Raw genomic sequence first — 16,156 nt, 5'->3', positions numbered from 1 at the left:
GTCAGAGCACTCACCATCGCCTTGACGCGTGCGGTGCGGGCGGCAACAATCACGCGGCGGGGAAGGAGGGAGAACACACCCGAGCAACGCCCAACAACCCCCAGAGCCAGAAACCTGAGGCGCCCCACCAACCACCCCACACCCGCCCCGTAAACCGGCAGATTCTCTACCTCAGGCGTCCCACCCACACACCAAAAGGACGACCACCAACCGCCTGGTCAGCCGCCGGCGCTGGAGACACGGACCAGGGCGCGCACCGCGCACCGTGCTCGCAGCCTCGCAGCCTCGCAGCCTCGCAGCCTCGCAGCCCGGCGCGGTCACCGAACTCCTCGAAACCTCTGATGCGATCCAGCGGAGATCGGGCTACAGACCGTCTGCGATCTGGCTGCGGATGAGCGGGCTTCGGGTGGTCCGAACATGCGAACGGCCGTCCCGTGACTCGGGACGGCCGTTCAGCGTATGGATGGTTCCTACTGGCGACCTAGCGCCCGGTAGGTCCAGCCGGAAGCGCGCCAGTACGTGGGGTCCAGCGCGTTGCGCCCGTCCACGATCCGCTTCTGGGACACGACCTCGCCCATCTCGTCGGGGTTGGCATCCTTGAACTCCGCCCACTCGGTGAGCAGCAGGACCACGTCCGCGTCGCGTGTGGCGTCCAGCATGGAGTCGGCGTAGTTCAGCTCCGGGAACGCCTCACGGGCGCGCTCCAGGGCCTGGGGGTCGTACACCGTCACGTGCGCGCCCAGGGAGGCGATGGTCGAGGCCACGTCCAGCGCGGGCGAGTCGCGGATGTCGTCGGAGTTCGGCTTGAAGGCCGCGCCCAGCACCGCCACGGTGCGCCCGGCGAAGTTTCCGCCGATCAGCTGGCGGGCGATGTCGATGGTGCGGGCCCGGCGACGCTGGTTGATCGCGTCCACCTCGCGCAGGAACGACAGCGCGGGCTCGACGCCCAGCTCGTCGGCGCGGGCCATGAAGGCGCGAATGTCCTTGGGCAGACAGCCACCACCGAAGCCCAGGCCGGGGCCGAGGAACTTGCCGCCGATGCGGTCGTCGTAGGACAGCGCCTCGGCGAGCTGGATGACGTCGGCGCCCGCGACCTCGGACACCTCGGCCATCGCGTTGATGAAGGAGATCTTCGTGGCGAGGAAGGCGTTGGCCGAGACCTTGACCAGCTCGGCGGTCTGCAGGTCGGTGACCAGGAACGGGGTGCCGTCGTCCACCTGTTGCTGCCACAGGGCGCGGACGGCCTTCTCGACTCGGGGGGACTCGGTGCCGATCACGATGCGGTTGGGGTGCAGGGTGTCCTCCACCCCGAAGCCCTCGCGGAGGAACTCCGGGCTCCAACCGAGCTCGGCCTCCTCGCCCACCGGGGCGAGCGCGGCGAGGCGGGCGGCCAGGGTGGCGGCGGTGCCCACCGGGACGGTGGAGCGACCCACGACCACGGTCGGTCGGGTCAGGTACGGGGCGAGGTTGTCCACCGCCGAGTTCACGTAGCGCAGGTCGGCGGCGCCGGACTCGTCACGCTGGGGGGTGCCCACACAGATCAGGTGCAGGTCCGCGAACTCGGCGGCCTCGGCGAAGCTCGTGGTGAAACGCAGCCGACCGGTCTTCAGGTTGGCCTTCAGTAGCTCGTCGAGACCGGGCTCGTAGAAGGGGACCTTGCCGGAACGGAGCATGTCGACCTTGGCTTCGTCGACGTCCAGGCCCAGGACCTCGAAGCCCATCTCGGCCAGGCAGGCGGCCGTCGTGGCGCCGAGGTAGCCGGTCCCGATGACGCAGACCCGCATACGTTCCGCTTCGACCACTGGGTGTTCCTTCCTTGCTTCCGCGCGCGCCTGGTATTGGTTGTTCCCGCTCTCGGCGGTCGACATCCCTCACGGGGGCGGATAACGGACATGGTTCGGCCGACGATGGTGCCGGGGCGGCATCACCCTACGCGCAGGGCCGTGGCGTCCGACCCAACTGCACGTGAACAGTCAGGCGGACAGATTACCGGTGGGTGGTGAGATGTCGGTACGAGGGGATCGATGAGGGGACGTCCCGCCCCCGTGAAGTGGGACGTTCGGATCAACGGCCCCGGTCGTCGTCCAGTGGGGTCCACACCGCGCCGCTCTCACCGCGACGGAACGGCGTCGTGGTCTTGCCGGAATCGTCGTACCGGCGTACGGGGGAGGCGGGTGGAGGAACGTCGGGCACGGTGTCGCCGACCGGACCTCCGTCGTTCCACCGCTCTTCCACGGTCTCGCCCGGCTCGGGCCCGACCTCGTCGACCGGCGCCGAGCGATACCGGTCGCGGCTCGCGCTCGCCACCACTCGATCGCCGGGAACGGGGCCCAGGTCCTCGGCCGCGCGCCAGCGGGTGGGCAGGGTCGCCGAACCCAGGAGCAGCACGCCCAGGGGCAGGGCGATGCCGAGTCCGGCCCCGCTCGGGTACAGGAACGTCTCCTCGTTGAGCCAGGAGAGTGCGGAGGTCAGCGTCTCGGGGGAGACGATCGGCCACAGACACAGGGCGGTCAGGAGCGCCCCGGAAGTACCGGCCACCAGGGGAGAGCGGCGTGAGGCGACCAGGTAGGCGCCCACGGCACCCACCAGACACAGGACCACCACGGACAACACCGAAGCGACGTCCACCTCACCCTGGGTGATACGGGGGAACAGGTCGGCCGCCCACGCGATCCCCACCCAGATGACGGGGGTCAAGGCGATTCCGGCGAGTAGTCCGACCAGGTGGCGGAGCAAGAGCTTCCCCTTCCCCGAGGGACTTTCGCGGTCCCTCTCCTCACAAGGCTACGTGCAGATGTTCTCTTTGGCGGTGGTGATGGCGGTCCCGTCCTCCGTGGTCGGTTCCTGCGGTTCCTCTTCCGCCACCGCGCCTTCCACCGGAGCGGGCGGTTCGAACGTCGTGTGGTTGAAACCGATCACGACCTGCAGGTCGCCCTCCAGGGTCTGGTCCTCGACCGTCTCCGAACCCGGCAGCATCTCCGCCATGTACGCGGCGAGCTCCTCGTCCTTCGGTCCGTACCGGACCTCTGTCGTCGGCACGCTCCGGTCGCTCCAGTTCTCGGCCTCGTCGGTGACGTCGAACCCGGCCTCGGCGAACTGGTTGTCCATTCGGGCGCCCAGGCCCGGGGTGGCGGTGCCGTTGAACACGCGGACCCGGACGTCGCCGGGGACGGGCTCGGCGTTCTCCTGGGCCGACTCCTCGGCCTCGGGTTCGTTCAACGGGCGGTCGGCGTTGATGTCGGCGAACATCTCCCGTGCCGCGGGCTCGTCCCACAGCAGGGCGACGTCACCGCGCGGTGTCCAGTGGTCCATGTCCGAGATCGGCACCTGCGCGAAGGTCACGTTGCTCAGGTCCATTTCGCGCATCTGGTACGCCAGGTCGTTGATGGCGCTGGTGTCCATCCCCTCGTCCACGGTCACCGAGGACAGGGAGCTGTCCAGGAACGCGGTGAGCTTGCCCGGGTCCGAGAGGGTCTGGCTGCTCAGCGCCTTGTCGAACATGGCCGACAGCACCTGCTGTTGGCGGTCGATCCGGTCCAGGTCGCCTCGGGCGGTGGCTCGGGTCCGGGCGAACGCCAGGGCGTCGGCCCCGCCCACCTGGTGGGTGCCCGCCTCCATGTTCAGGTGCGCCTTGGGGTCGTCGATGGCCTCGGGCAGGCACACCTCGATGCCGTCCAGGGCGTCCACCACGTCCACGAATCCGTTGAAGTCCACCTCGACGTAGTGGTCGATGCGCACCCCCGTCGTCGACTCCACGGTCTGGACCGCGAGTTGAGGGCCGCCGAAGGCGTAGGCGGCGTTGATCTTGTCCTCGCCCTCGCCGGGGATGTCCACCCACAGGTCGCGGGGGATACCGACCACGGTGAGGTGGTCGCGCTCGTGGTTGAGGCGCACCAGCATGATCGTGTCGGATCGCTGTCCGGGGGTGGAACCGACGCTGAGCGCGTTCTGATCCTCTGAGTTCATCTCGTCGCGACTGTCGGAACCGATGACGAGGAAGGTCAGACCACCGGTCTCCTCGGGGCGGTCGTCGTCGGCCATCCCGCTGAACACGTCGAAGCGGTTCAGCGAACCCGACATCCACCCGGTGATCGCCCACGAGGTGCCGGAGGCCAGCAGGACCAGCACCGAGAGGACACTCATCACGAGCAGACCGTTGCGGCGCCGCCGGACCGTCGCGCTGGGCACGGTGATCCGCCCGGAACGCTTTGAACGGTCGGGTGGCACAGGGGAGGAACGCTCACGTCGGAACTCGCCCGTTGATCCGTGCCGTCCGGCGTCGTCGCTCATCGGCATCCCCGTCCCACCCGTTCAACGGTGTCCTCGACACACCTAGGTTGTCACCCGATCGGCCGAAGGGGGCCGGATGTCGGCCCCCGGCGTGTTGCCCCCCTATGTTTCGAGACCGGAAGAGGCCGATCGGTTCTGTCGTTTCGTGTGAATCATCTCGGGCGTCAAGCCGTGACGGTGGAGACGGGTCGTCCGGCCGGTGGCCCCGGTGCAGTACCGTTGACGGCGCGTACATCCTCTCTTCGTGCGCGTTTCCGACACGTCTTGATCCAGGGAAGTGCCCGTGTCCTGGCCGCCTGTCTCCGTCGTCATGCCTGTTCTGAACGAAGAACGCCACCTCGCCGCCGCGGTGGAACACGTCCTCGCCCAGGAGTACCCGGGCGAGCTCGAGGTCGTCCTGGGGGTCGGTCCCTCCAAGGACCGCACGCGTGAGGTCGCCGACGACCTCGCCGCGGCGGATCCCCGCGTCAAGGTGGTGGACAATCCCACCGGTAAGACCCCGGCCGCCCTCAACGCCGCCATCGGCGCCTCCTCGCACGACGTCGTCGCGCGCATCGACGGCCACGCGATGATGCCCTCGGACTATCTCCGGGTGGCCGTGGAGACCCTCGATGAGACCGGCGCCGACAACGTCGGCGGCATCATGGCCGCCGAGGGCACCACCCCCTGGGAGAAGGCCGTGGCCGCCGCCATGACCTCCAAGGTCGGGGTCGGCAACGCCCGCTTCCACACCGGTGGTGAGGGCGGCCCCGCCGATACCGTCTACCTCGGTGTGTTCCGCCGATCCGCGCTGGAGCGTGTCGGCGGGTACGACGAGGCGTTCCTGCGGGCGCAGGACTGGGAGATGAACCACCGCATCCGCACGACCGGCGGCACCGTCTGGTTCCAGCCTCGGATGCAGGTCTCCTACCGTCCGCGCCGCAACGTCAAGCTGCTCGCCAAGCAGTACTTCCACTACGGCCGGTGGCGGCGTGTGGTCGCCCGCCAGCACAAGGGCACCATCAACCTCCGTTACCTCGCGCCGCCGGTGGCCGTGGCCGGGATCGGCGTCGGATTTCTCGGCGGTTTCCTGTTCTGGCCGCTGTGGCTGGTCCCCGCCGCCTACCTGGCCTTGATCACCGCCGCGTCGGTGCCGCTCACCCGGGGGCGGCCGGCCTCGTCGTGGCCGCTCATCCCGCTGGCGCTCGCCACCATGCACATGTCGTGGGGCGTCGGGTTCATCACGAGCCCGTCGAAGCTGGGCGCCGACTCGCGGACCGCTCAGACCTCCCACTCCTGAACTCGGGATCCGAGAAGCGGTCTCCCATCGGAGCTCCGGTTCTGCTAGCAAGAAAGGTAGGAGAACCGGAGAGGGAGCCATGGACGAGTTGCGCGGAGACCAGGCCGTGTGGGTGTTCGACAGCGAGACTGTCCGCATCCGCTTCGAGACCAAGGGCTGGTTCAAGAGCCCGCTGTTCAAACTCCTGGGTACCCTCGACCTTCCGGTCGGGCTCGTCCGCGACGTCGACTTCCGCCCGGGTGCGGGGCGGAAGAAGGGCTGGGTCCTCAACCTGCGGATGCGTGACCGCATGGACCCCTACTCCACCGTCGGCGCGATGCTCGACGAGAAGTTCCAGCCCTTCCGGCTGACCGGCCCGGCCAAGACCGAGCTGGTCGCCGAGTACCTGGCCGACCAGCTCCGCTTCGCCGCCGGGCAGGCCCGTGAACCCGAGCCCCGCGCGGTGCTGTCCCTGGTCCCACCCCAGCCCCTGCACGTGCTCACCTCCGAGGGGACCGCCCGCTTCGAGGACGACCGACTCTCCCTGGTGTGGTCGGGTGGCTACGCCGGTGGCTACAAGAAGAAGAAACAGCGCCGCGAGTTCGACCTGGCCGAGATCGACGGCATGGAGTGGGCACCGGTCGACGACTGGGGCTGGGGCTTCGTCCGCGTGCTGGGTCGGGGAAAGTCCGCCGACGCCAAACCCAAGACCGACCTCAACGTGTTGCGTGCCGGGGACGAGGGCAACGAGATCCACCAGGCCTTCCTGTTGGCCGCCACGGTCACCGCCCACCGGTGGGCGCACGAGGGCACGGCCCGGGCGGCCATCGGTGCCGGCGAAGACGAGCAGACCCCGCCGGTGGGTTTCGACGACCCCGAATGGTGGAAGCGGACCGCCCGGAGCGCCGTGGACGCCCTGCGCGGGCCACAGATCACCCTGAACCTCCCCGGCGGAAGGGGAGCGGAGACGTCGGACGGCGACTCCTCCGTCGAGATCGCCGAGGCCGGCCAGGACGCCCCGGTGGGCCTCGGCGAGCCCGCACCACGGGCCGACACCGCGTGGATCTTCGAGCAGATCGAACGCCTCGGCGACCTGCACGCCAAGGGCCTGCTCACCGACGAGGAGTTCGGCACCAAGAAGGCCGAACTCCTCGACCGGATCTGAGCTTCAATCGCGCGATTCCTTGAGGGCGGTCACCGCACCGGACACGTCGTCCACCACGACCGCGTCCATGCCGGCCGCGGCGAAGCGCGCCGCGTCGACCGGGTCCGGGCACCAGGACATGATCTCCAGCCCGGCGCGGTGCGCGGTCTCGACCGTGTACTCCAGTGGACGTCGCCCCGGCTTGGGCTCCTCGTCGCTCAATCCCAGGGCACGGGCGTCCACCGCCACGATCGGGCACCCCAGCCCCACGGCACCGGGGATCGCCGAGTCCGCGGGGTTGCGCACGTACGGCATCCAGGCAGTCGGAACCCCGGGGGCCCCTTCCCGCACGGCCAAGAGCAGACCCGGGTCGAACGAACAGACGAACACTCGGCGACGCTCGGCCTCGCGGCGCAGATGGGGCAGGAGCAACGACACGGTTCGCCGTGCCGGCGCGTCCACCGCGTCCTCCATCACCGTCTTGACGTCCACGTCCAGACCGATGTGGCCCGGGATCGCGGAGAGTCCTTCCTCAAGACCCACCAGCCCGGCCTCTCCGCACTCCCCGAGGGTGAGGTCGACGATGGCGCGACCGTCGTCCAGAGCGGCGTTGTGGTAGAGCACCAGGGCGTCGTCACGCGTACGGCGCACGTCGATCTCGATCCAGTCCGCGCCGGTGCGGGCGGCCAGTTCGAACGAGGCCACGGTGTTCTCCCGGGTCCCGTCCACCACTCCTCGGCCCGCGCCCCGGTGCCCGATCACATCGGTGGCCTCGAAGACCCGGCTCACGGCGCCACCTCCGGAATCGGACGCCCCATCGGCGCGGCGTGCGCGCGCATCCGGCGCAACAGCGTCTCTGCGATCTCCACGTCACCCGGGTTCGTCACCTTGATGTTGCTCTCCTCCCCCGGCACGATCCGCACCTCTTCCTCGGGCAGGTACCGCAGCACCACCCCGCAGTCGTCGGTGGCCACCAGGTTCGGGTCCGCCATCGCCAGTTCGTAGGCGCGGCGTGCCACGCCCAAACGGAACCCCTGAGGCGTCTGCATCCGACGCAGGGTGGAACGGTCCGGGGTCTGTTCGATCACCTCGCCGCCGGACCGCCCCGGGGCCACCCGCACCACGGTGTCGGCGCTGGGCACCGCCACCCCGACGGCACCCGCCTCGCCCAGAGCGGACACGCACGCCGCGATGGTCGCCGGTCGGACCAAGGGACGGGCCGCGTCGTGCAGCAACGCCAGGTCGTCGGCGGAGGCGGCCGACATCGCGGTCAACGCCGCGTAGGAGGTGTCCGTTCGAGTCGCTCCACCCGGGAGCACCTTGGACACCTTCGCGAACCCGGCCTCGGCGACCAGGTCCTCGATCCGGCCCACGTACTCGTCCACCATCAACACGACGATCTCGTCCACGTCGGGGCTGGCCTCGAAGGCCGCGATCGAATGTTCGATGATGGGACGCCCCTCCAGCGGCAGGAGCTGCTTGGGGGAGGTCGCGCCCATACGCGCACCGACCCCACCTGCCAGAACCGCCGCGATCACCCGCGGACCTGCGGACATGCTTCCTCCGTGCCTACTCGGGTGCTCGCCGGAGATCGAACGAGGGAACCCGAGGTGGGATGTCGATGCCAGACCCTAACCGACGTCGAAGACGAGAGGTCTGTTCCGGGGTGAACGGCACGTGGTTGACACGGTCTGTCCGATGCAGCGGTAACCTATGGACGCCTGTCGAGCGTGATCGGTCCCTCCCTCCCATCGATTCGGACGTGGAGCCGGGCGTGGTCCGCGGTATCCCCCGACCTTCCGGACAGCCCCCGTTCCGGTCCGGGTACGGGTGGGGCCGTGTCGAAGGCCGGTGCGCACAGGCGAGTTCATAGACGCGACAGTCCGGCACATCTGAACCGGACGATCTCGAACCTTGGAGGTGGCGGTGGCGTCAAGGACGCTGGCCGTCTGGGAGCACCGGAAGGTCGTCGGCCTCCTGGTCCGGCGCGACCTGAAGGTCAAGTACCAGCAATCCGTGCTGGGATACGCCTGGACGATGTTGGAACCCCTCGCTCTGACGTTGGTGTACTTCTTCGTCTTCGGCATCGTGCTCCAGGCGGAACGAGGTATGCCGGAGGGTGTTCCGGGCGGTTACATCCTCTTCCTGGTCGCGGGCATCCTTCCCTGGACCACCTTCGGCGCCATCCTCAGCGAGGCGCCGCGAGCGATGATCACGCACTCGAAGCTGATCACCACCATGAAGGTGCCCCGGGAGATCTTCCCGATGGCCACGGTGGGGACCAAGTTCATCGAGTACGTGCTCACCTGGCCGGTCCTGCTGGTCTTCGTGTTCGCGCTCGGCGGACGCTTCAGCTGGGAGGGCATGCTCTTCTGGTTGCCCCTGGCCATCGTGCTGACCTTCATGTTCGGGTTGGGTGTGACCCTGTTCCTGTCCTCGGTGAACGTGTTGCTCCGTGACGTGGAACGCCTGACTCGTATCCTGACCCGGATTCTGTTCTACGGATCGGCGATCCTGTTCCCGGCGAGCATGGTGCTCCACGCGGACAAGGTCCCCGGCTGGGCGAAGACTCTCTACGAGCTCAACCCGTTGATGGGTATCTTCCAGATGCACCGAACGGTGTGGTTTTCCGGATTCGAGGAACTAACGCCGAGTACCCTCGCGTTGACCTCTGCGGTGGTCGGTTCGATTCTGATGCTGATCATCGGATACTGGACGTTCCGCCGTCTGGAGATGTCCGTTCTGAAGGAGTTGTGATGGCGTCCACTTACGAGGCCGCGGTCGCCGACGGTCCGGTCATCGAGGCCAAGGGTCTCGGTGTGAAGTTCGCGGTGAACCGCCGGCGTAAGCGCAGTCTGCGTGAGATGTTCATCCACGGCAACAAGCGCGACCCCAACGCCGAGGGCGACGATTTCTGGCCTTTGCGGGACGTCTCCTTCGAGGTCGCCAAGGGCGACTGCGTGGGGATCGTCGGCAAGAACGGCACCGGCAAGTCCACCCTGCTCAAGATGATCGCCGGGGTCCTCCTCCCCGACGAGGGCAAGGTGAGCGTGCACGGCAAGGTGGCGCCCCTGCTGGAGTTGCGAGCCGGCTTCAACGACAACCTGACCGGCCGGGAGAACGTGTACCTGGTCGGTTCGCTGCACGGCATGACCGAGAAGCAGATCGACGAACGCTTCGACGAGATCGTCGACTTCGCGGAGATCAAGCCGAAGTTCATCGACACCCCGATCCGGCACTACTCCAGCGGAATGAAGGTGCGGCTGGGCTTCGCGCTCATCTCACAGCTGGAGCACCCGATCATGCTGGTCGACGAGGTGCTCGCGGTGGGCGACAAGGCCTTCAAACGCAAGAGTTACGAGGCCATCGACCGCATGCTCGCCAACGAGCGCACCATGGTCCTGGTCTCGCACAACGAGAGGGACCTGCGCCGCTTCTGCAACCGCGGTCTGTACATCAAGAACGGGGCCCTGGCCCTGGACTCCGACATCGACTCCGCCTTGGCCGCCTACAACGAGGACACCAAGGCCGAGATCGAGGAGCGCAAGAAGAAGGACGCGGCGAAGAAGAAGCGCGCCGAGGCGGCGGCCAAGAAGGCCGAGGCCGAAGCCGGCCCGATCGACGCCGGTGCCACCGCGGCCGACGAACCCAAGCCCGAGGCGGACAAGGCCGACCCGGGTGAGGGTGGCGACGGCAAGGACGGTAAGGACGGCGGGCAGGCCGCCTGACCTGGACCCGAACGCGAATCCCCCACAGGAAAGAGCGCACCACGGATCGTTCCGGAGGTGCGCTCTTTCCTGTGGGGCCTGTCCGAAACGCCGCTCTGCGACTCAAAGGGGCGTATCGGCGTCCTTGAGCGTGTCGGTGATGGATTGTGCACAGAGCGTAGGCGACCGTGACTCTCAGCTGAAACCAGGGGAGCGCGGACATGGCCGAGGGAATCGTGGTGCGGGCGACCGCGCGGATGCTCGAACGCGGGTACGTCACCCGTTCGGGGGTGACCCGCGTCGGCGTCGTGGTCGCGGCCATCGCGGCGGTCTGGTTCAGTCGGGCCGACGTCACGGGGGCGATCGTCGGGTCGCTGTTCCTCGGGCTGGTCCTGTTCTGTGACACGGTCCGCTCGCGCATGCGCTCCCACCGTCGGGACGTCCTCACCCTGTGGACCATCTCCATGACCGTTCGGTTCCGGGAGTACGTGATCTACGTCGGGCTCGCCTTCGGGGCGGCCGCCGCCGGTCACTCCGGCGCCTGGGGGTGGGCGGCCGGTGCGCTCATCGCCCTCGCCCTGCGTGACGCGCTTCTGGTGGCCCGCGCGGCGCCGCCCGCGAGGTGGGCGCCACATCCGCTCGTTCTTCCCGGCCAGCGCCGTCCTGAGGGCCTCCAGGGGGCCTCGGTCCCCAGGCCTCGGGACGGTGGGCGGCCCGCGGGCGCGGGCCACGCGGCCGAGATCGCCCGGGCCGCCGGGATACCGGACACCGAAGAGGGTGGGAGCGCCGTTCCCGCGTCGCCCTCCCTCGCCCTGCTGACCCGCCGGATCATGGCCTTCGAGCAGCCCACGCGCTTCCTGGTCATCGCCGTCGCCGCCACGGCCTGGGACGCCCGGATCGCCTTCATCAGCCTCATCGTCGGCTGTGTCGTCGCGATCACCGGTGAACTCGTCGACCCGAGCTCCGAGGTGCGCCGGTGAACGGGGAGAGACCGATGGGGGAGAGACCGACGGACGGTCTCCCGGTGGTCGAACGGGATGCCCGGGGATGTGACCTTTTGGGACCGATCGTTCTCGACCTGCGTTTTCTTCGTGATGACGGTCACATGGGCAGGCTTCTGGGCAGGTTGGCGCCAGGGATCGCACCACCGCTGTTCACGGCCGTCGCCGGTGCCATCATCGTGGTGGTCCTACTCCTGGCGGACCAAGGGCGGCTGACAGGCATTACCCTGTGCGCACCGGTCGCGGCCCTGCTACTGTCCGGTTTGGCCGCCGGCCACCCCCATAATGGGCGGTTCGACCGGTTCGTACCACCCATCCTGCGGGCCACCGAATACGGATACCTGGCAACGCTGGGGCTCGCGTCCGGCGTGCCCGGTCCCCTGGTGTTCGTAGTCTTGGTGACGGTCGCCTGTCACCACCGCGACGATGTCGCACGACCCGCGGTCGGAGTGAACCGACCGTCCGGGACGCGCGCCGCCGCGCTCGGGTGGGACGGCAGGATGCTGGTCATCGCGGCCGGGGGAGCGCTGTCCGCCCTCACACCCGCCTACGGCATACTCGCCGGATACCTGGTGGTCCTACAGGTTCGGGAGGCCGTGCGCACCTGGAGCGCCACTCCGGTGGCCGAAGTGCGTACCGGTTCCGCCGACTCCCTCGGCGGAGAGAGGCAGTGGGGAGATCACCCGATCTCCCCCAACGGAGACGGGGGCCGAACGGCCACCGGAACGAACGGGGAGGCGTGAACGCCTCCTCGACCTAAGGAGGAACTCGCCCTCATGCTCGGAATGGTTCTCGCCGCAGGCGCGGGGCGTCGCCTGCGTCCCTACACCGACACCCTGCCCAAGGCCTTGGTGCCCGTCGATGGCGAGACGACCATCATGGACATCTCGCTGCGCAACCTGGCGGCCGCCGGTCTCACCGACGTCGTCATCGTCGTCGGGTACCGGGCCGAGGCCGTCGAGGAGCGTAAGGCCGCTCTGGAAGAGCGCCACGGCGTCAAGCTCACCCTCAGCTACAACGACAAGGCCGAGGAGTGGAACAACGCCTACTCCCTGTGGACCGCACGTGAGTTCTTCTCCGAGGGCGTCCTCCTGGTCAACGGCGACACCGTGCACCCGGTGAGTGTCGAGGAAACGCTACTCGCCGCCCGGGGACCGGAACTCCTCCTCGCGGTGGACAACGTGAAAAGCCTCGCTGAAGAAGAGATGAAGGTGACCCTCGACGACGACGGCCACCTCCAGAACATCACCAAGCTGATGGACCCCGCCACCGCCGCGGGCGAGTACATCGGCGCCACCCTCATCGAGGGCTCGCTCGACTCCCGCCTGGCCGACGCCCTGAAGGCCACCTGGGAGCGCGACCCGCAGCTCTACTACGAGGACGGCTACCAGGAGCTGGTCCGCCGAGGCGAGAAGATCGCCGTCGCCCCCATCGGCAAGGTGGACTGGGTCGAGGTCGACGACCACGACGACCTGGCCAAGGCGAGGGAGATCGCGTGCCGCTACTAGCACGAATGCTCCCCTCCCCTCTGGCGATCGACGTGCGCCGGGGAGCCATCTCCTCGCTCGGGACGGTGTTGGCCGACCGCCGCATCGCGACCGAGGGACGCATCGCCGTGGCGGTGGGACCGGGTCAGGGCGCACAGATCGCCGCCGACCTGGACCTGCCCCAGTGCGAGGTCTTCCAAGTCGAGGAGGGAACCGTCGACGCGGCGACCGAGCTCGGCCAGAAGCTGCGCTCAGGCGCCTACGAGGCCGTGGCCGGCATCGGCGGCGGCAAGACCATCGACGTCACCAAGTTCGCCGCGACCATGGCGGGCATCCCGATGGTGGCCGTGGCCACCAACCTGGCGCATGACGGCATCGCCTCCCCGGTCAGCTCCCTGGAGCACGAGGGCGGCAAGCCGTCCATCGGCGTGACCATGCCCATCGCGGTCGTCATCGACGTGGACTACGTCCAGGCCGCCCCCGGGCACCTGGTCCGTTCCGGTGTCGGTGACGTGATCAGCAACATCTCCGCGATCGAGGACTGGGAACTCGCGGGCAGGGAGAACGACGAACCGGTCGACGGCATGGCGGTCACCTTCGCCCGCGTGGCGGCGGAGGCGATCCTGCACCGGCCCGACTCCATCGACTCGGACGGGTTCCTCAAGGTCCTGGCCGAAGGTCTGGTGCTGTCCGGTATGGCCATGTCGGTCGCCGGTTCCAGCCGCCCGGCCAGTGGCGCCTGCCACGAGATCCTGCACGCGGTCACCCAGCTCTACCCGGGCAAGGGCAACCACGGGGAACTCGCCGGCCTGGGGACGCTCTTCGCCTCCTACCTGCGGGTCCAGCATCTGGGCTGGCCGGCCGCGCGACTGGACGAGATCCGCTCCTGCCTGCTCCGCCACCAGCTGCCCATCGTGCCCGCCGACGTCGGTCTCACCGAGGCCGAGTTCTCGCGGGCCGTGGCACACGCTCCGGGCACCCGCCCGGGCAGGTTCACGATCCTGGAACACCTGAACCTCTCCGAGGACGAGATCGGGCGGAGTGTCGCGGCCTATGTCGAAGCCGTCGGTCGCTGAGGTCCGCGCGGGCGGCCAGCCCGCGGGGATCAAGGAGCGCGTGAACGAGGAGCACTGGGCGGGGCGTCTCTACATGAGGGACATCTCCCCGTACCTGACCACGTTCTTCGTGCGCCTACGCGTCCCGCCGAACCCCATCACCTACCTGATGATGGTGTTCGGGGTGCTCGCGGGCGTGGTCGTCGCGTTCGGTGGCCTGTGGTCGGCGATCCTCGCCGCCGTGATGGTGCAGATCTACCTGTTGTTGGACTGCTCCGACGGTGAGGTGGCCCGCTACACGGGTCGGACCAGTGTGGCCGGGATCTACCTGGACCGCATCGGTCACTACGTGTCCGAGGTCGCGTTGCTCGTCGGCCTGGGCATCCGTGCCCAGGGCGGGTTCGAGGCCGGGGGCTGGGTCATCCTTGGGATGACCGCCGCGCTCGGTGTCGTACTCATCAAGGCCGAGACCGACAACGTGGTCGTGGCCCGTGCCAAGGCCGGTCTTCCGGAGAAGATCACCGAAGAGGCCATGCGGCCCAAGTCGTCCGGGCTGAGCCTGGCGCGACGCCTGGCCTCCGCGCTCAAGGTCCATCGCCTGATCCAGGCCGTGGAGTTGTCCTTGATCGTGGTGGTGGTGGCCGTGGTCGACCTCTTCCTCGGTGACCTGACGGCGACCAGGGTCCTGGTCGTGGCCTGTGCCGCGGTGGCGGTGCTGATGAGCTTCGCGCACTTCGTGAGCGTGCTCGCCTCCCGACGCCTGGAGTGACGCGTCGATGATGTCCTGACGTAAGCACGGAGCCGTGGACGCTACCCGGTCCACGGCTCCGTACACTTCGTCTTTATTCTATCGTTAGTCTGTTTCTGCGAACGTTGGCATGTGTCCACCTGTCAGCCGCACGTCATCCACTGAACGGTTCGCATCCATGGCCACACCCGTGATCCCACCAGCACAGGACCCCGGCGGTCCTGCCGAACCCGTCGGCCCGGTTCTGCCCGGGGCGCGGAAAGCCCGAGCGCAGGAACGGAGCGGTTCCCAGGTGCCCGGTCGACCCACCCTTTCCTGTGTCCTGCTGACCATGGGCACACGACCCGCCGAACTGCGCCGGGCCATCACCAGCGTGTTCGAGCAGGAGGGTGCCGACGTCGAGGTCGTCGTCGTGAGCAACGGCGCCGACCTGCCCGACCTGCCCGAGGGCGTGGTCACGGTGAACCTACCGGAGAACGTGGGCATCCCCGAGGGGCGTAACCACGGTGTCAAGGCCACCACGGGCGACGTGATCCTGTTCCTGGACGACGATGGCTGGTACCGGTCCATGGACCTGGCCGAGCACGTGCGCGACCGGTTCGGCTCCGAGCCTTCCCTGGGCGCCCTGTCGTTTCGGATCGCCGACCCCGACGGCGGCCCCGACCAGCGCAGGCACGTGCCGCGACTGCGGGTCGGTGACTCCCGCAAGTCCAGTGTGGTCACCACGTTCCTGGGTGGCGCGTGCGCCATCCGTCGCACCGCCTTCGACAAGGGCGGCGGTCTGCCGGGCGACTTCTTCTACGCCCACGAGGAGACCGACCTGGCCTGGCGGATCATGGACGCCGGGTACGGCATCGAGTACGACGCCGACGCAGTGATGTACCACCCCGCGGTGACGCCGACCCGGCACGAGAACTTCTACCGGCTCAACGCCCGCAATCGGGTGTGGCTGGCCCGACGCAACCTTCCCTGGCCGTTGGCGTTCGCCTACCTCGGCACCTGGATGGGCCTGACGGTGCTCCGGGAGCGTGACAGGAGCGCGCTCGGCGCGTGGTTCGGTGGTTTCCGCGAGGGTTGGCGTGAGGACGCCGGCCCCCGAACCCCGATCAGCTGGGCGACCGCCTGGCGGATGACCCGCGCGGGTCGCCCACCGATCATCTGAATCCGCCTCGACCCCCTGGGAACCTCGATGATGGCCGTGAGCTCACTCCTGCTGATCGCGTTGTTCTTCGTGCTCGTCGTCATCGTCGCGGTGGTCGTCGTGGTGGTGGTCGTCGTGAGCCGTGGCAAGGGTTCCCAGAGGCCGCCGGGGCCGTACGGCTACGGCCCGCCGCCGCACCGGCAGTGGCCCGGCCGGCACCCCGGAGCCCCCGGCCCCGGTCCGCAGGGCCCCGGCGGGCCCTAGACCCGGATGATGGGGGAGGGGCGGGGGGGGCCCGCGCCCCCCCCCCCCCCCCCCCCCGCCC

The 16,156-nt window shown here is 68.7% G+C and carries 16 protein-coding genes; 11 read left to right on the top strand and 5 right to left on the bottom strand.

Going from position 1 to position 16,156, the window contains the following annotated elements:
- Nucleotides 1–470 precede the first annotated feature (470 nt).
- The 3 genes from ACWGKS_RS10910 to ACWGKS_RS10900 all read right to left on the bottom strand — a co-directional run bounded on the left by ACWGKS_RS10910 (nt 471) and on the right by ACWGKS_RS10900 (nt 4,290).
- A complete protein-coding gene (locus tag ACWGKS_RS10910) occupies nt 471–1,802 on the bottom strand; it encodes a UDP-glucose dehydrogenase family protein (protein ID WP_358515585.1) in 1,332 nt (443 codons plus the stop codon).
- 262 nt (nt 1,803–2,064) lie between these two features.
- Entirely contained in the window at nt 2,065–2,736 is a 672-nt protein-coding gene (locus ACWGKS_RS10905; RefSeq protein WP_452455227.1) for a YIP1 family protein, read from the bottom strand.
- A 48-nt stretch (nt 2,737–2,784) separates the two neighbouring features.
- The gene (locus ACWGKS_RS10900; protein WP_358515580.1) at nt 2,785–4,290 is read right to left on the bottom strand and encodes an LCP family protein; all 1,506 of its coding nucleotides are present in this window, start codon (nt 4,288–4,290) and stop codon (nt 2,785–2,787) included.
- Between the two features lie 283 nt (nt 4,291–4,573).
- On the opposite strand from ACWGKS_RS10900, the gene ACWGKS_RS10895 reads away from it, so the two are divergent.
- Both ACWGKS_RS10895 and ACWGKS_RS10890 read left to right on the top strand, forming a co-directional pair.
- Entirely contained in the window at nt 4,574–5,569 is a 996-nt protein-coding gene (locus tag ACWGKS_RS10895) for a glycosyltransferase family 2 protein (RefSeq protein ID WP_358515577.1), read from the top strand.
- A gap of 79 nt (nt 5,570–5,648) precedes the next feature.
- Nucleotides 5,649–6,713 carry a DUF4429 domain-containing protein gene (locus tag ACWGKS_RS10890; protein WP_358515574.1) on the top strand — a complete coding sequence of 355 codons (1,065 nt, stop codon included), beginning with the start codon at nt 5,649–5,651 and terminating at the stop codon, nt 6,711–6,713.
- Between the two features lie 3 nt (nt 6,714–6,716).
- On the opposite strand, the gene ACWGKS_RS10885 is transcribed toward ACWGKS_RS10890, so the two are convergent.
- Together ACWGKS_RS10885 and ACWGKS_RS10880 are read right to left on the bottom strand one after the other, a co-directional pair.
- Nucleotides 6,717–7,481: a glycerophosphodiester phosphodiesterase gene (locus tag ACWGKS_RS10885; RefSeq protein ID WP_358515571.1), complete on the bottom strand. Its 765-nt coding sequence runs from the start codon at nt 7,479–7,481 to the stop codon at nt 6,717–6,719.
- A complete protein-coding gene (locus ACWGKS_RS10880) occupies nt 7,478–8,248 on the bottom strand; it encodes an IspD/TarI family cytidylyltransferase (RefSeq protein WP_358515568.1) in 771 nt (256 codons plus the stop codon). Before ACWGKS_RS10880 ends, ACWGKS_RS10885 begins: the two co-directional genes overlap by 4 nt.
- Before the next feature lie 358 nt (nt 8,249–8,606).
- Between ACWGKS_RS10880 and ACWGKS_RS10875 the strand changes: the two genes are divergently transcribed.
- From ACWGKS_RS10875 to ACWGKS_RS10835, 9 genes are all read left to right on the top strand, one after another.
- On the top strand, nt 8,607–9,449 hold the full coding sequence (locus tag ACWGKS_RS10875; protein WP_358515566.1) for an ABC transporter permease: 843 nt from the start codon (nt 8,607–8,609) through the stop codon (nt 9,447–9,449).
- On the top strand, nt 9,449–10,420 hold the full coding sequence (locus ACWGKS_RS10870; protein WP_358515563.1) for an ABC transporter ATP-binding protein: 972 nt from the start codon (nt 9,449–9,451) through the stop codon (nt 10,418–10,420). The genes ACWGKS_RS10875 and ACWGKS_RS10870 overlap by 1 nt, the downstream gene beginning before the upstream one ends.
- Nucleotides 10,421–10,620: 200 nt before the next feature.
- A complete protein-coding gene (locus ACWGKS_RS10865; RefSeq protein WP_358515560.1) occupies nt 10,621–11,379 on the top strand; it encodes a hypothetical protein in 759 nt (252 codons plus the stop codon).
- Between the two features lie 14 nt (nt 11,380–11,393).
- Nucleotides 11,394–12,143 (top strand): DUF5941 domain-containing protein, encoded by a 750-nt coding sequence (locus ACWGKS_RS10860; RefSeq protein ID WP_452522450.1) that lies wholly within the window; start codon nt 11,394–11,396, stop codon nt 12,141–12,143.
- 33 nt (nt 12,144–12,176) lie between these two features.
- The gene (locus ACWGKS_RS10855; RefSeq protein ID WP_358515556.1) at nt 12,177–12,908 is read left to right on the top strand and encodes a phosphocholine cytidylyltransferase family protein; all 732 of its coding nucleotides are present in this window, start codon (nt 12,177–12,179) and stop codon (nt 12,906–12,908) included.
- A gap of 5 nt (nt 12,909–12,913) precedes the next feature.
- Nucleotides 12,914–13,963, top strand: a complete 1,050-nt coding sequence (locus ACWGKS_RS10850; protein ID WP_358515554.1) for an iron-containing alcohol dehydrogenase family protein — start codon at nt 12,914–12,916, stop codon at nt 13,961–13,963.
- The gene (locus ACWGKS_RS10845; RefSeq protein ID WP_358515552.1) at nt 13,941–14,711 is read left to right on the top strand and encodes a CDP-alcohol phosphatidyltransferase family protein; all 771 of its coding nucleotides are present in this window, start codon (nt 13,941–13,943) and stop codon (nt 14,709–14,711) included. Before ACWGKS_RS10850 ends, ACWGKS_RS10845 begins: the two co-directional genes overlap by 23 nt.
- A 310-nt stretch (nt 14,712–15,021) precedes the next feature.
- Entirely contained in the window at nt 15,022–15,852 is an 831-nt protein-coding gene (locus ACWGKS_RS10840; RefSeq protein WP_358515549.1) for a glycosyltransferase family 2 protein, read from the top strand.
- 27 nt (nt 15,853–15,879) lie between these two features.
- Nucleotides 15,880–16,095, top strand: a complete 216-nt coding sequence (locus ACWGKS_RS10835) for a hypothetical protein (RefSeq protein ID WP_452522447.1) — start codon at nt 15,880–15,882, stop codon at nt 16,093–16,095.
- Nucleotides 16,096–16,156 lie beyond the last annotated feature (61 nt).

It is taken from the genome of Nocardiopsis sp. NPDC055879 (genome assembly GCF_053615935.1).
Note: the sequence above shows the minus strand (reverse complement) of the source record. Positions and strands in the feature narration are given on the sequence as shown.